Here is a 13,292-nt window from a genome sequence, read left to right as displayed (position 1 = left end):
TACCGCCAGTTCGTCGACGCCGTGAAGGTGCCGGTGCTCGCGAACATCACCGAATTCGGCTCGACGCCGCTGTTCACCGTCGATGAACTGGCGAGCGCCGATGTGTCGCTGGTGCTGTACCCGCTGTCCGCGTTCCGCGCGATGAACAAGGCCGCGGAAAACGTGTACCGCACGATCCGCCGCGACGGCACGCAGCAGGCCGTGGTCGACACGATGCAGACGCGTGCGGAACTGTACGAAAGCATCGGTTACTACGCGTACGAGCAGAAGCTCGACGATCTGTTCTCCAGCAAGTGAATTTCGCAGCCAGAGGAATCAACGATGAGTGAAGCAGACAACACGGCGTCGACGAGCGGCGCATTCAAACCCAAAAAATCCGTCGCGCTGTCAGGCGTGACAGCAGGCAACACCGCGCTGTGCACGGTGGGCCGCACCGGCAACGACCTGCACTACCGCGGTTACGACATTCTCGATATCGCCAGCACCTGCGAGTTCGAGGAGATCGCGTATCTGCTGGTGCACGACAAGCTGCCGAACATCGCCGAGCTCACTGCGTATAAAGCGAAGCTGAAGGCGCTGCGCGGCCTGCCCGCGAACGTGAAGGCCATGCTCGAATGGATCCCCGCCGCGGCGCATCCGATGGACGTGATGCGCACCGGCGTGTCAGCACTCGGCACCGTGCTGCCCGAACGGGAAGACCACAGCGTAGCCGGCGCCCGCGACATCGCCGACCGCCTGATGGCCTCGCTCGGCTCGATGCTGCTGTACTGGTACCACTACTCGCACAACGGCAAACGCATCGAGGTCGAAACCGACGACGATTCGATCGGCGCCCACTTCCTGCATCTGCTGCATGGCACGGCGCCGTCGAAGTCATGGATCGATGCGATGCACGTGTCGCTGAACCTGTACGCGGAACATGAATTCAACGCATCGACGTTCACCGGCCGCGTAATCGCGGGCACGGGCTCGGACATCTACTCGGCGATCACCGGCGCGATCGGCGCGTTGCGCGGCCCGAAGCACGGCGGCGCCAACGAAGCTGCGTTCGAAATCCAGACCCGCTACCAGAGCCCGGACGAAGCCGAAGCCGACATCCGCAAGCGCGTCGAAAACAAGGAAGTGGTAATCGGTTTCGGTCACCCGGTCTACACGATCTCCGACCCGCGCAACAAGGTGATCAAGGAAGTCGCAAAGAAACTGTCGAAGGAAGCGGGCAACACGAAGCTGTTCGACATCGCCGAGCGCCTCGAAACGGTGATGTGGGACGCGAAGAAAATGTTCCCCAATCTCGACTGGTTCAGCGCGGTGTCGTACCACATGCTCGGCGTCCCAACAGCGATGTTTACGCCGCTGTTCGTGATCTCGCGCACGGCAGGCTGGAGCGCCCACATCATCGAGCAACGCATCGATAACAAGATCATCCGGCCGAGTGCGAATTACACCGGTCCTGAGAATTTAAAGTTCGTGGCGCTCGCGAAGCGGACGTAACCGCCGCAGCAACTACGGCCTTATTGCATGGCGCGCCACACTTGCGGCGCGCGACACTTTCCATCACTGAACCCTATATGAGCGCTATCTCCAACGTCCGCCCCGATCCGGACAAAGTTCTCGTCGATATCGTCGATTACGTGCTGAACTACAAAATCGACAGCGCGCTCGCGCTGGAGACGGCCCGCAATTGCCTGATCGACACGCTCGGCTGCGGGCTCGAGGCCCTGACCTACCCCGCCTGCACCAAGCTGATGGGGCCGATCGTGCCGGGCACGATCGTACCTAACGGCGCGAAGGTGCCGGGCACGCAATTCCAGCTGGATCCCGTGCAGGCCGCGTTCAATATCGGCACGATGATCCGCTGGCTCGATTTCAACGACACGTGGCTCGCTGCCGAATGGGGCCATCCGTCGGATAACCTCGGCGGCATTCTGGCCACCGCCGACTGGCTGTCGCGCAACGCCATCGCCACCGGCAAAAAGCCGCTGACGATGAAAGACGTCCTGATCGGCATGATCAAGGCGCACGAAATTCAAGGCTGTATCGCGCTGGAAAACTCGTTCAACAAGGTGGGCCTCGACCATGTGCTGCTGGTCAAGCTCGCGTCGACCGCGGTGGTCGGTCAGCTGATCGGGCTCACGCGCGACGAACTGATCAACGCGGTGTCGCTCGCGTTTGTCGATGGACATTCGCTGCGCACGTATCGCCATGCGCCGAACACCGGCTCGCGCAAATCGTGGGCCGCAGGCGATGCGACCTCGCGCGCAGTGCGTCTCGCGCTGATCGCGAAGACCGGCGAAATGGGCTATCCGTCGGTGCTAACCGCGAAGACGTGGGGCTTCTACGACGTCCTCTTCAAAGGCAACGAGTTCAAATTCCAGCGCCCGTACGGCTCGTACGTGATGGAAAACGTGCTGTTCAAGATCTCGTTCCCGGCCGAGTTCCACTCGCAGACTGCGGTGGAAGCGGCGATGACACTGCACCAGCAACTCGCAGCCAAAGGCAAGCGCGTCGAAGATATCGCGAAGATCACGATCCGCACGCACGAAGCGGCGATCCGCATCATCGACAAGAAGGGTCCGCTGAACAACCCGGCCGACCGCGACCACTGCATCCAGTACATGATCGCAGTGCCGCTGATTCACGGCCGTCTGACCGCAGCCGATTACGAAGACGCAATCGCCCAAGACCCGCGCATCGACGCCCTGCGCGCGAAGATGGAATGCGTCGAAGACCCGCAGTTCACGAAGGATTATCACAACCCGGAGCAGCGTTCGATCGCCAACGCGCTGACGGTGGAATTCACCGACGGCACGAAGTTCGACGAAGTGGTCGTCGAATACCCGATCGGCCACAAGCGCCGCCGTACCGACGGCATCCCGCTGCTGGTAGCGAAGTTCAAGACCAACCTCGCGCGCCGCTTCCCGGTGAAACAACAACAAGCGATTCTCGATGTGTCGCTGGATCAGGCAAAGCTAGAAGCGATGCCGGTGAATGAATACGTCGATCTGTATGTGATCTGAGCCCGGCCGCAACGCAATGGGCCCGCTGCAAGTCGCAGCGGGCCCATTGTCTTTGTGAACATCGCTGCGCGCGAGCCGTTCATCGGATACGCGGCGGCGACCACCCTTCTTCAACCATTCACGAGCGCCGCTGCGCTTACCCCCGCGGCCGCGGCAGATAAGGCATTGGATCGACCGGCTTGCCGTCGCGCCGCACCTCGAAGCCAAGCGACACGCGCGAATTGTTTTCGCTGCCCATCTCGGCGATCTGCTGGCCCTTGCGCACGATGTCGCCCATCTTGACCATCAGCTTGCGGTTGTGCGAATACGCGGTCAGGAAGTCCTTGTTGTGCTGGACGATGATCAGGCTGCCGTACTCGTTCAGGCCGGTGCCGGCGTACATCACCTTGCCATCGGCCGCCGCGCGCACCGGGTCGCCGGGCTTGCCGCCGATTTCGATGCCGCGCGTCTCGCCCGCCTGGAAGCCCTCGACGACGCTGCCTTGCGCGGGCCAGGCCAGCGCCACGCCATTCGCATGCCGTGCCAGCGCCGCGTGAACCTCACGCACTTCGTCCGGGCCGGGCGCATCTGCCGGCGGCGTTGCGTCAGCGGACGGCGATGAAACAGAAGCCTGTGTGGAGACGGCCGACGAGGCCGAGGTGGCCGATGTGGCGGACGATTCCGCCGGTGCTGCCGATTCCGCCGGTGCAGCGGCAGTCGCAGCCTGGGCCGCCGCCGCCGCTGCCGCATTCCGCGCCGCGTCCGGCGACGACACGACGAGCGTCCGTCCGGGCTTCACATGCGCCGACGACTTCAGCCGGTTCCAGGCCTGCAGTTGTTTAACCGTGATGTTGTGGCTGCGCGCAATGCGCTGCAGCGTATCGCCGCGCCGAACCTTATAGGTAGCGGGCGGCGCCGGCTTCACCGGTCTGGCTGGCTTTGCCGCGACAGGCGGCGGCGCGCTTTGCGCGACAACGATGGTATCGGATGCGGGCGCAGCCGCTTGTGCCGGCGTACCCAATGCCGCCGGCGCGTTGTGATCCGCAGCGGCATCCTGCTGTTCGAGATTCGCGCAACCCGCCAGCACGATTGCCAGCGACCAGACCGCGAGACTCACCACCTTCTTGTCGAAGCGACGTTTCGACATCCATAGACTCCATGTGCTTCAGCATCCCCGGCGCCCGGGACCATGCCCTGCGGACCACCGGCCCTGCCCGCCCGATATGACGAAGCCGCGAAACGCACAGCGATCCTTCGTCAAAAGGGCCAGATTGGCGGTTAAATTCATGCTGAATTGTAAAGCGTGCACGGCATGAAACAGGGCAATGCCGAACACTTGGATACAAATTTAACTGGCATATTGCACAGGCCGGCACCGTATCGCGTGGCGTGTCGCAAACAGGCGCGCTGCACCCTTGTCTTCCTAACGGCAAATCCGGAAAAAACTTAAGACGCATAACGCGGGCGGCGCTGTCGGCGCAATGTAATGCACGCGCAGCGCACCGTGCCTTCTGGCGGCCGTCGCACCGTGTCCGCTACCCGATCATCGAGCGCAAAAAGGCCGCCACGACGCGATGCCGTGGCGGCCCTCACTGCTTGCCCTGTCGTCATCAAACCCGCAACCGCTTGTGGATCGACGACCCGGTCTTCCGCCGAAGCGGGCGTTGTCCGAACTCAGTGCCCGGCCGGCCGCTCGCTGTCCAGATGTTCCATCTGCGCCGGCGCATAGCGCTCCCCGGCTACCGCATCGGGCGGCACCGCGGCCTCGATCCGCGCGAGCTCCGCGGCGTCGAGCCGCAATTGCGCCGCCGCCAGCGCGTCGGCCAGCTGCTCGCGCCGCCGTGCGCCGATCAGCGGCACGATATCGTCGCCGCGCGACAAGGCCCATGCGAGCGCCAGCTGCGCCGGATTGCTGCCGCGCGCGGCCGCCACTTCGCGCAAGGTCTCGACCAGCGCCAGGTTGCGCTCGAGGTTTTCGCCCTGGAAGCGCGGGCTGACGCTGCGGAAATCGCGTTGCGTCTGGCCCAGTTGTCGACCCTGCTGTTGCCCCTGCTGGTCGCGCGCCTTCGTCCATTTGCCGCTCAGCAGCCCACGCGACAGCACGCCATACGCGCTGATGCCAATACCAAGTTCGCGGCAAACCGGCAGGATGCTGTGTTCGATGCCACGCGACATCAGCGAATATTCGATCTGCAGATCGGCTACCGGTGTCACCGCATGCGCGCGCCGGATCGTGTCGGCGCCGGCCTCGGACAACCCCAGGTGCCGCACATAGCCCGCCTTCACCAGATCGGCGATCGCACCCGCCGTCTCTTCGATCGGCACGTTCGGGTCGATGCGCGCGGGGCGGTAAATGTCGATATAGTCTGTGCCGAGCCGGCGCAGCGAATAAGTCACGAAGTTGCGGATCGCGGCCGGCCGCGCATCGTAGCCGCCCCAGCCGCCGGCCGGATCGCGCAATGCGCCGAACTTCACGCTCACGATCACCTGGTCGCGCTGGCGGCCACGCAGCGCATCGCGAATCAGCATTTCGTTGTCGCCCATGCCGTAGAAATCGCCGGTGTCGAGCAACGTGATGCCGGCGTCCAGCGCGGCGTGCAGCGTGGCAATGCTTTCGTCGCGATCGGCCGGCCCGTAGAAGTCGGACATGCCCATGCAGCCAAGGCCGATGGCGGAAACTGGCGGGCCTTGCCGGCCCAGTCGACGGGTGTTCATGTGGTGCTCCGATCAGAAGTTGATGGCTGTGCGCGTTGCGGCTGGTGCATACCGCGCAACGCGTCGGGTTGATTCGCAGTACGGGTAGCTCGAAACGCATTGTGCCCAGCGAACGCGTAGCGATAAACGCACGGCGCCCGATCAGTTTGTTTGAGCTTCGCTAACAATCCAGCGCTGCGTATCGCTCGCTTCTCCGGGCGTCATCGCATGCCGCTTATCGGGAGTCTCGCGGATGGATCATTTGCAGGCGATCAGAGTGTTCGTGCGCGTCGCGCAACTCGGCAGCTTCACCAAGGCCGCCGAGCAGATGCAATTGCCGCGCCCGAGCGTCAGCAATGCGATCCAGTATCTGGAAGAGCATCTGCGCGTGCGGCTGTTGCAACGTACGACGCGGCGCGTTGCGCTGACGCCCGAAGGCGCCGCTTATCACGCGCGCTGCGTGCAGGTGCTCGCCGACATCGACGATGCCGAATCGCTGTTCGCCGACGTCGCGGCCGGCCCGCGCGGCGCGGTGCGGGTCGACCTGCCGGAGCGGCTTGCGCTGTACACGGTGATCCCCGCGCTGCCCGATTTCTTCGCGCGTTATCCGGACATCCGCATCGTGCTGAGTGCGACCGACCGGATGATCGACCTGATCGAAGACGGCGTCGACTGCGCAGTGCGCATCGGTGAGCTCACCGACCAGTCGCTGGTTGCGCGGCGTGTCGGCCTGTTCGAACAGGTACAGTGCGCGTCGCCGGCGTATCTCGAGCGTCATGGCGTGCCGGGCTCGCTCGACGATCTCGCCGATCACGTCGCGGTTGGCTTTTTCTCGAACCGCACTGGCCGCGATCTCGACTGGGAGTTCGACGAAGAGGGCACACCGCGCACGATCAGCATGCGCAGCGCGGTATCGGTGAACAGCGCGCATGCGTATGTTGGCTGCTGTCTGGCGGGGCTCGGACTCACGCAAGCGCCGGTCGCGACCATGGAGCATCTGATCGAAGCCGGCCAGCTCGTGCAGGTGTTGCCCGACTGGAAAGCACCGCCGGTGCCGGTGTCGATCGTGTTTCCGCAAGGGCGCCACCTCGCGCCGCGTGTGCGTATCGTGATCGACTGGCTCGCGCAATTGCTCGGCACGACCTACCCGCAAGCGGACAAGCCGCGACACCGCACGAAGATGCCGTCATCAAAACGCTAACGGAAAAATCTCATCTACATGCGCATGCACTCGGACTCAGCGAGGTTTGTTCACAATGTCGCGTATGTTCCCAATCGATTGACTGCGACACTTACGCATTGATTCAAGACGTAATCGGATTGTTCTTATAGAGAATCGCAAGCTCGCTCGGTAAGCTCTAAACTCAACGCACGGGGGAAGAACCGCACGGTTCAGAATCCGCGCGCATGCGGCAGGTTTTCTCACATGCATTGCCGCACACGCCGTCAGTTTGGAGTGCAACAAGATGAGCCTTGTCGAATTCACCCTGCGTCCTGCCGCACTGCCGGGTGCCTCACCGCATGTCATCGGCATCGTCGTCTGCGATCAGTTCCCGCTGCTCGAAGCCGCGCGCATCGCCGACGTATTCGACAAGGCGAATCGCCTGCACGCCGGGCAGCTTCGTACGCTGTACTACCAGACCGTGTTTCTGTCGTTGCATGGCGAACATGTCTATAGTGCGTCGCGTGTGGCCGTGCTGACGCAACAGCTGGCCGAGCCGTGCGCGTTTCGTGCGCTGTTCGTCGCCAGCGGCCTGCAGGCATCGCAAACGCCGCACATGCCGCACATGCAACCAGCGCCGCAAACACTGCAGGCCGCGCACGATACCCGGTTCGCCGCGTGGCTACGCGCCGCCGCTGCCCATCTGGGTTCGATTTGCACGCTCGGCGACGGCGCCGTCGCGGCCGCGCTCGATACCGTGCGCGCCGATCTCGGCGCCGACCTCGCGTACCGCGTCGCGACGCAACTGTCGGAAGCCGCCCCGGTGTTGCCGGGCCCCGCTGCGCTCGAGCATCTGTCGATCGCGCAAAAGATCCGCGACAGCGCACGCTGGATCGCGCGCAATTGCGACAAACCGATCACAGTTACCGTCGCCGCGCAGACCGCGAGCATGAGCGAGCGCTCTTACTTGCGGCATTTTCGCGCGGAGATGGGCGTGAAACCGTCCGAATATGTGCGCCGGGTGCGGGTCGACCGAGCGTGCGCGCTGCTCGTCGCCAGCGATCTGCCGGTCGACAAGATCGCGCGGCGCTGCGGCCTGACGAGCGGCGAATGCCTGGCGCGGCTGTTCCGCCAGATCAAGCAGATCTCGCCGACCGAATATCGCATCCGCGCCCAGCACCACTCTGTCTGACACCACGCGGCGCTCGCCCGCCTTGCGTCGCTACCGTTTCAATTCGCCTCACTCGCCGACTCCACGCCGCATCATCATGTTCTCTTCCGTTTCGCGCATTGCCGATTTCACGCTGATGCTGTGCGGTGCATGGCTCGCACAACGTATGGTGCTGGTCGAGCCGAGCCTCGAGCGCTCGTCGCTCGACAACCTGTATCCGCTGTTTGCCGTAGCACTGGGGCTGGTCGTCATCGATCTGTGCGGCGTGTATCGCCGTTGCGGCATCGAATCCGCGACGCGCTCGGCCGCGCGCACGCTGTGCGCATGGTTGCTCGCGCAACTGATCGCCGATCTGTGTACCCAAGGGTTTCCGGATGTCGGCCTGCGTGGCAAGACCTTCGCCACCTGGGCGGTGACGGTTGGCCTCGCGCTGGTGGTGCAACGGTATCTATCGTACGCGCTGCGGCGGGCGCTGCGCAGGCGCGGCTGTTGCCGCACGCCGGTGGCGCTGGTCGCGACCGGCGCCGAACGCGCTGCGCTGGCGGCGCGCTTTGCCGAGCAGCGCGACTCGGCTTACTCGCTCGAACTGCTGTTCGATCCGGCGCTCGAGCACGACCAGTCGATCGACGGGATTCCCGCGGTAAAAGAACTCGCGTCGTTCGTGCAGCTGGTGCGGGCGCACCGCATTCGCGAACTGTGGATCGTCGATGCAACGCCGCGGCATGCGCGCGTCGAGCCGCTGCTCGATGCGCTTCGCGACGACTTCCTGAACATTCGCATCGTGCCCGCGTGGTGCGGCTCGACGCAGCTGGCGTCCGGCATCGCCGACTGTCTGGGTATGCCGCTGATCAATCTCGTCGCCGCGCCGGAGCAAGGCTGGCGCGTGCTGCCCAAAGCGGTGTTCGACCGGTGCTTTGCGCTGTGCGCATTGCTCGCGCTCGCGCCGCTCTTTGCGGCAATCGCTTTGGCAGTCAAATGCTCGTCGCCTGGGCCGGTGTTGTTCCGGCAATCGCGCAAAGGCATCAACGGACGAGTGTTCTCGATCTACAAGTTCCGCAGCATGTACAAGGGCGCCGACCAGCCCGGCACGGTCACCCAGGCACGTAAAAACGATGCACGTGTGACGCGGATCGGGCGTTTTCTGCGCAGCACCAGCCTCGATGAACTGCCGCAATTCATCAATGTGCTGAAGGGCGATATGTCGGTGGTTGGGCCGCGTCCGCATGCGGTCGAGCATGACGAGTACTACAAGAACCTCGTTGCGCATTACATGTACCGCTATCGGATCAAGCCGGGCATCACCGGTTGGGCGCAGGTGAACGGTTATCGCGGCGAAACCGAGCGGGTCGAGAAAATGGCCGCGCGTGTGATGTTCGATATCCACTATATCCAGCACTGGACGCTGTGGCTCGATCTGAAGATCGTCGCGCTGACGGTGTTCAAGGGGTTTGCGGGCCAGAGCGCGTATTGACGGGTTTGCGCCGCATCGCAGTGTGTGTTGACGATACGGCGTAGGCGTCCTGTTTTACTGCTTGCGAAGCGCGTCTCCCGCTTGCAGCAACGCATTCCATACGAGCAGCGCAGTTAGCAGCACGAGCCCGCAGGCCATGCGTACCACCGTGCCGATGCCGATGAAAATGCCTTTATTCATATCCCGCTTCCGCCTGCCGCCTGGTTCGCTCGATGTAGGTCGGAAGCAGGGTAGCATGTGGCCGCCGTCAGGGTCGGCGAGCGATGCACCGCTCGCTTCGCCTGGCAAGCATGCACAAAGCCTGAGTGGCACCGCCCCGCCTCTGTGTTTTTGCAATGGGCGGCTGCGCCGCCATGCGCTTGCGTTGCTGATAGTCGCTGCATGGTGCACGTCGCCGGCGACAGCGGCCTCCCCTTCCAGCCCCGCCGACGTTGCGCAGAGTTCGATCGCTTCGAACGCTCCGGCCGTGCCTCAACAACGGACCCTGGTCGGCGTGCAGGTGAAGCTCGAGACGTTCACCTATGACGACGCGCAAGCGATCCGCGCAACCGGTTTCTCGTTCGTGCGGTTCGGCATCTGGACCAACGCGCTGCGCAACGCCGCCTACCGCCAGCGCATGCTTGCCGCCTTCGCGGCAGCCCGCAGTGCGGCGTTGCCAGTGCTGGTCACACTACGCTCGACGCAACCACTCGCCATCGGCACCCGTGGCCAATCGCGCGACGCCGCATTGGCATTGGCGGGCACAGCGCTAGCCGACGCGGTGATTGACGTCGAGCGCGAATTCGCCGCGCAAATTCTCGCCATCGAGCTATGGAACGAACCGGACCTCGCCAGATACTGGCCGACCGGCGATGTGCTGGCGACCTTCGCGCCGACCTTGCGCGCCACCTGTGCGCGGCTCGCGGCGCAGCCGCATCAGGTGCCGGTGTACGGATTCGGTTTTGCCAGGGCGCCGCTGCGCGGCACGTTGCCCGACACACTGCTTACCGCGGTGCTGGATGGCAACACCGGGTGTCTCGACGCGATTTCCTATCACGCGTACGGCATGACGCCTGCGGCAATCCGCGACGCAGCGCACGAGATCCGCACGCGCCACGGCATACCGGCAGTGATCACCGAATGGGGCGTGCCTTCCGCCGGGCTGTTGCAAGGCAGCGGCGCCCAGGCGCGCCGCATGCGTGATTTCGCCGCGACGCTGACGGATTCGCAAACGCCGCTCGTGTCGATCTACGAATGGAAAGACACCTCGAGCGGCACGAATGCACGCGAACGCAGCTATGGTCTTGTCGATTCATCCAGCCGGCCGAAGCCCGCGCTGGACACATGGCGACAGACGCTACGCGCACGCTAGACAGCATCCCTCCATGCGCGGCTGCGGCGCAAACCGCGAGTACTACGTCCTGCCTGCAGCAGGTTTGCGATCCGCTTTTTGCATCGGCCGCGCGCGTGCGGCATCGCCGGTGCACCACTCATGCAGCAGCGCCATCGAAAACAACGCAACGCTCGACAGATGACGGATATAGCTACCCAGATCCGGCTCGAACAGCATCGACACGCACACGTGCGCGAACACCAGGCACGCGCACAGCCGGTACGCGAACGGCAGTTGCCGGCCGCGCGGCGCGAAGCTACGCAGTGCGGGCCACACGGCGAGCACGACAAACAGTTGCATGGCGAATTCCTTGGCGCCGGGCGAGAACAGCAACGCCAGATTCAGACGCGCGGTCGCATACAGATAGTCGTAGCAGAACGCGAACCACGATAGCGGCGGCAGCGGATTGTAGAAGCTGGTCCGCGCGCCGAACGGCGACTGATAGACGAGATAGTCGACCGCCATATCGCGCGGATGCAGCAGCGCGAAGTAGACGCCTGACGGCGCCAGCGCAATACTGCCAGCCACGGCTACCACGAGCACGGCCTTCCAGCGGAGCGACAGATGCTGAAACAGCAGCGCACCGGCTGCCAGCACCGCGATCAACAGAAAGTACGGCCGCACCAGCAGCGCAAAGCCGCCGTAAAGAACCAGCGCCACGACTGGCGCGACCCACGCGCGCCGCCGCCGCGCAGCCCAGAATATTGCCAGCGACATCACCACGACCAGCGTGTCCTTGCTCGCGACGAACAGGTTGAAGAATACGCACGGCAGACACAGCAACATTGCTGCCGCGCACAGCCCGAAACGGTTGGCGTGCGACAACATGATGCGCATGAACAGCGCACCTGCCGCCATGATCAGCAGGTTCAGCAGCATCGGGCCGAACAGCCCGTAGAAGCTCGCGACCGCATCGAACGACGAGCCTTCATACGTGCTCGACCCGGACATCTGCGCCTGGATCTTGTCGGCGTCGCGAAAGATGAACTCAGGCAGCAACGCGGACGCCTTCGCGAAGACCACTGCGTACAGCAGCACGCTTGCGCAGATCACGAGGCGCACCACACCGCGGCTCAAGCGCGGCCCGGCCAGCAACAGGCTACGTAACACGTCGCTCCCCGCGTGACGCTTGCGCATCGCAACCGCGGCGCGCCGGCGTCTTGCTGCGCACGACCCACGCGAGCCAACCGGCCACCAGCACACTCGAACATAGATGCGCGAGCGCCACGCCGGGCATCCCGCCATGCACGACCAGCCACCACGTGGCCAACGCATCGACACCGGCCAGCAGCGCCATGCCGAGCGCGACCCGCTTGCCCTGCATCAATGCGATGGCGGCCACCCACAGCAGATCCGCAATCGAACGCAATACGAAGGACACCAGCAGGATCGACAGCACGGTCAATCCCTGTGCATCGACGGGTTGATGCGCGAGGCTGAACAGCGGCACGCTCAACGCGAGCATCACCAGCGACAAGCCGAGTGTCAGCGCGGCGGCGGACTTCAACGCACCGTTGAGCGTCGCATTGAAGTGCGCGGGAGCGTTGACGGCCGCCTTCGCCAGCCGTGGCCCCGCCGTGACCACCAGCGATGCATAGGCGATGGTCTGCACCGCATTGGCACTGGCCCACGTGAACACGTAGCGGCCAAGCGCGTCGCTGCTCAGGTAAGGCGCCGCGATGAAGCGCTCGAGATACTGCAAGCCGGACAACAGGATAGTGGCGACGTAGAACGCCGCGCCGGCTGCGAACACGCCGCGCATGCGGGCGCGGTGCGAGGCTGCGGTTGAGGCTGTGGTTGAGGCCTGCGCTGCCGAAACCGCCCCTCGCTGAACGCGCGCCACCGCTTCGATCACGCGCCACGCCCACACGATCACCGCTGCGTTGGCGCCAATCCACAGCCACAAGACAGCCTGCAGATCGTCGATCGCACCGCTGCACAGCCCGCCGATCGCGAGCGCAGCCCATGCGCCGGTGCGCACGAATAGCATCAGCGAGGCGGCGCGGGTTCGATGCAACGAAAACACGTACGAGTTCGCTTCGAGCGCGTAGTGTTCGGCCAGCGCCACCAGCACCACTTCGCCGAGCACCGCGGGCGCCGCGGTTTGCAATGCGTTCAGCCAGCCGCCGCGCCACACGGCGAAGCCGGCCGCCGCGAGCAGCAGATAGGCCACGCCATATACGCGCCGCAGCACACGTGCATCGCCGATCGCCGCGCCAGGTTGCGCCCCGGCAAGCCGCCGGTTCAGCTCCGCCGAAAAACCGAGCCCCAGCACCTTCGACGCAATCACCGACGCCGCCACCGCGAGACCATAATCCGCCACCGCCGCGAAGCCGAGCGCGCGCGCAATCACTACCGTCAGCGCAAACTTCGCGCCCAGCGACACCACACGCAACAAGAGCCGCAACAGCATTGTCGTGCCCCCG

At 64.3% G+C, this 13,292-nt stretch carries 11 protein-coding genes and 1 pseudogene; 7 read left to right on the top strand and 5 right to left on the bottom strand.

Going from position 1 to position 13,292, the window contains the following annotated elements; all coding sequences use genetic code 11:
- The 3 genes and pseudogenes from prpB to ACYVNQ_RS12805 form a co-directional block, all read left to right on the top strand.
- A pseudogene (gene prpB / locus ACYVNQ_RS12815) lies at positions 1-297 on the top strand (methylisocitrate lyase); the annotation flags it as partial.
- A 24-nt stretch (positions 298-321) separates the two neighbouring features.
- Positions 322-1,491, top strand: a complete 1,170-nt coding sequence (prpC, locus tag ACYVNQ_RS12810) for a bifunctional 2-methylcitrate synthase/citrate synthase (RefSeq protein ID WP_460902869.1) — start codon at positions 322-324, stop codon at positions 1,489-1,491.
- Positions 1,492-1,568: 77 nt separating this feature from the next.
- Positions 1,569-3,017, top strand: coding sequence for a bifunctional 2-methylcitrate dehydratase/aconitate hydratase (locus tag ACYVNQ_RS12805; protein ID WP_460902868.1), 1,449 nt, complete (start codon positions 1,569-1,571; stop codon positions 3,015-3,017).
- A gap of 136 nt (positions 3,018-3,153) precedes the next feature.
- Here the strand turns inward: ACYVNQ_RS12805 and ACYVNQ_RS12800 are convergent, their stop codons facing one another.
- Complete coding sequence (locus ACYVNQ_RS12800; protein WP_460902867.1) at positions 3,154-4,143, bottom strand: peptidoglycan DD-metalloendopeptidase family protein; 990 nt, start codon at positions 4,141-4,143, stop codon at positions 3,154-3,156.
- Positions 4,144-4,670: 527 nt separating this feature from the next.
- Complete coding sequence (locus ACYVNQ_RS12795) at positions 4,671-5,711, bottom strand: aldo/keto reductase (protein WP_460902866.1); 1,041 nt, start codon at positions 5,709-5,711, stop codon at positions 4,671-4,673.
- A 232-nt stretch (positions 5,712-5,943) separates the two neighbouring features.
- On the opposite strand from ACYVNQ_RS12795, the gene ACYVNQ_RS12790 reads away from it, so the two are divergent.
- The 3 genes from ACYVNQ_RS12790 to ACYVNQ_RS12780 all read left to right on the top strand — a co-directional run bounded on the left by ACYVNQ_RS12790 (position 5,944) and on the right by ACYVNQ_RS12780 (position 9,494).
- The gene (locus ACYVNQ_RS12790; protein ID WP_460902865.1) at positions 5,944-6,891 is read left to right on the top strand and encodes a LysR family transcriptional regulator; all 948 of its coding nucleotides are present in this window, start codon (positions 5,944-5,946) and stop codon (positions 6,889-6,891) included.
- Between the two features lie 265 nt (positions 6,892-7,156).
- The gene (locus ACYVNQ_RS12785) at positions 7,157-8,044 is read left to right on the top strand and encodes a helix-turn-helix domain-containing protein (protein WP_460902864.1); all 888 of its coding nucleotides are present in this window, start codon (positions 7,157-7,159) and stop codon (positions 8,042-8,044) included.
- A gap of 76 nt (positions 8,045-8,120) precedes the next feature.
- The gene (locus ACYVNQ_RS12780; protein WP_460902863.1) at positions 8,121-9,494 is read left to right on the top strand and encodes an undecaprenyl-phosphate glucose phosphotransferase; all 1,374 of its coding nucleotides are present in this window, start codon (positions 8,121-8,123) and stop codon (positions 9,492-9,494) included.
- Positions 9,495-9,548: 54 nt separating this feature from the next.
- On the opposite strand, the gene ACYVNQ_RS12775 is transcribed toward ACYVNQ_RS12780, so the two are convergent.
- Entirely contained in the window at positions 9,549-9,674 is a 126-nt protein-coding gene (locus ACYVNQ_RS12775) for a hypothetical protein (RefSeq protein ID WP_460902862.1), read from the bottom strand.
- A gap of 286 nt (positions 9,675-9,960) precedes the next feature.
- Here ACYVNQ_RS12775 and ACYVNQ_RS12770 point away from each other — a divergent pair, with 286 nt between their 5' ends.
- Positions 9,961-10,845, top strand: a complete 885-nt coding sequence (locus ACYVNQ_RS12770; RefSeq protein WP_460902861.1) for a beta-xylosidase — start codon at positions 9,961-9,963, stop codon at positions 10,843-10,845.
- 42 nt (positions 10,846-10,887) lie between these two features.
- On the opposite strand, the gene ACYVNQ_RS12765 is transcribed toward ACYVNQ_RS12770, so the two are convergent.
- Together ACYVNQ_RS12765 and ACYVNQ_RS12760 are read right to left on the bottom strand one after the other, a co-directional pair.
- Complete coding sequence (locus ACYVNQ_RS12765; protein ID WP_460902860.1) at positions 10,888-12,003, bottom strand: hypothetical protein; 1,116 nt, start codon at positions 12,001-12,003, stop codon at positions 10,888-10,890.
- A complete protein-coding gene (locus ACYVNQ_RS12760) occupies positions 11,966-13,279 on the bottom strand; it encodes an oligosaccharide flippase family protein (protein ID WP_460902859.1) in 1,314 nt (437 codons plus the stop codon). The genes ACYVNQ_RS12765 and ACYVNQ_RS12760 overlap by 38 nt, the downstream gene beginning before the upstream one ends.
- Positions 13,280-13,292 lie beyond the last annotated feature (13 nt).

This window comes from Paraburkholderia jirisanensis (assembly GCF_054782355.1).
This window is presented reverse-complemented; position numbering and strand designations above follow the sequence as displayed.

Excerpts from the sequence above, each read along its gene's own strand:
- ACYVNQ_RS12775 (WP_460902862.1), bottom strand. The coding sequence starts at position 9,674 with ATGAATAAAGGCATTTTCATCGGCATCGGCACGGTGGTACGCATGGCC.
- ACYVNQ_RS12765 (WP_460902860.1), bottom strand. The coding sequence starts at position 12,003 with ATGCGCAAGCGTCACGCGGGGAGCGACGTGTTACGTAGCCTGTTGCTG.
- ACYVNQ_RS12800 (WP_460902867.1), bottom strand. The coding sequence starts at position 4,143 with ATGTCGAAACGTCGCTTCGACAAGAAGGTGGTGAGTCTCGCGGTCTGG.
- ACYVNQ_RS12785 (WP_460902864.1), top strand. The coding sequence starts at position 7,157 with ATGAGCCTTGTCGAATTCACCCTGCGTCCTGCCGCACTGCCGGGTGCC.
- ACYVNQ_RS12805 (WP_460902868.1), top strand. The coding sequence starts at position 1,569 with ATGAGCGCTATCTCCAACGTCCGCCCCGATCCGGACAAAGTTCTCGTC.
- ACYVNQ_RS12780 (WP_460902863.1), top strand. The coding sequence starts at position 8,121 with ATGTTCTCTTCCGTTTCGCGCATTGCCGATTTCACGCTGATGCTGTGC.
- ACYVNQ_RS12795 (WP_460902866.1), bottom strand. The coding sequence starts at position 5,711 with ATGAACACCCGTCGACTGGGCCGGCAAGGCCCGCCAGTTTCCGCCATC.
- ACYVNQ_RS12760 (WP_460902859.1), bottom strand. The coding sequence starts at position 13,279 with ATGCTGTTGCGGCTCTTGTTGCGTGTGGTGTCGCTGGGCGCGAAGTTT.
- ACYVNQ_RS12790 (WP_460902865.1), top strand. The coding sequence starts at position 5,944 with ATGGATCATTTGCAGGCGATCAGAGTGTTCGTGCGCGTCGCGCAACTC.
- prpC (WP_460902869.1), top strand. The coding sequence starts at position 322 with ATGAGTGAAGCAGACAACACGGCGTCGACGAGCGGCGCATTCAAACCC.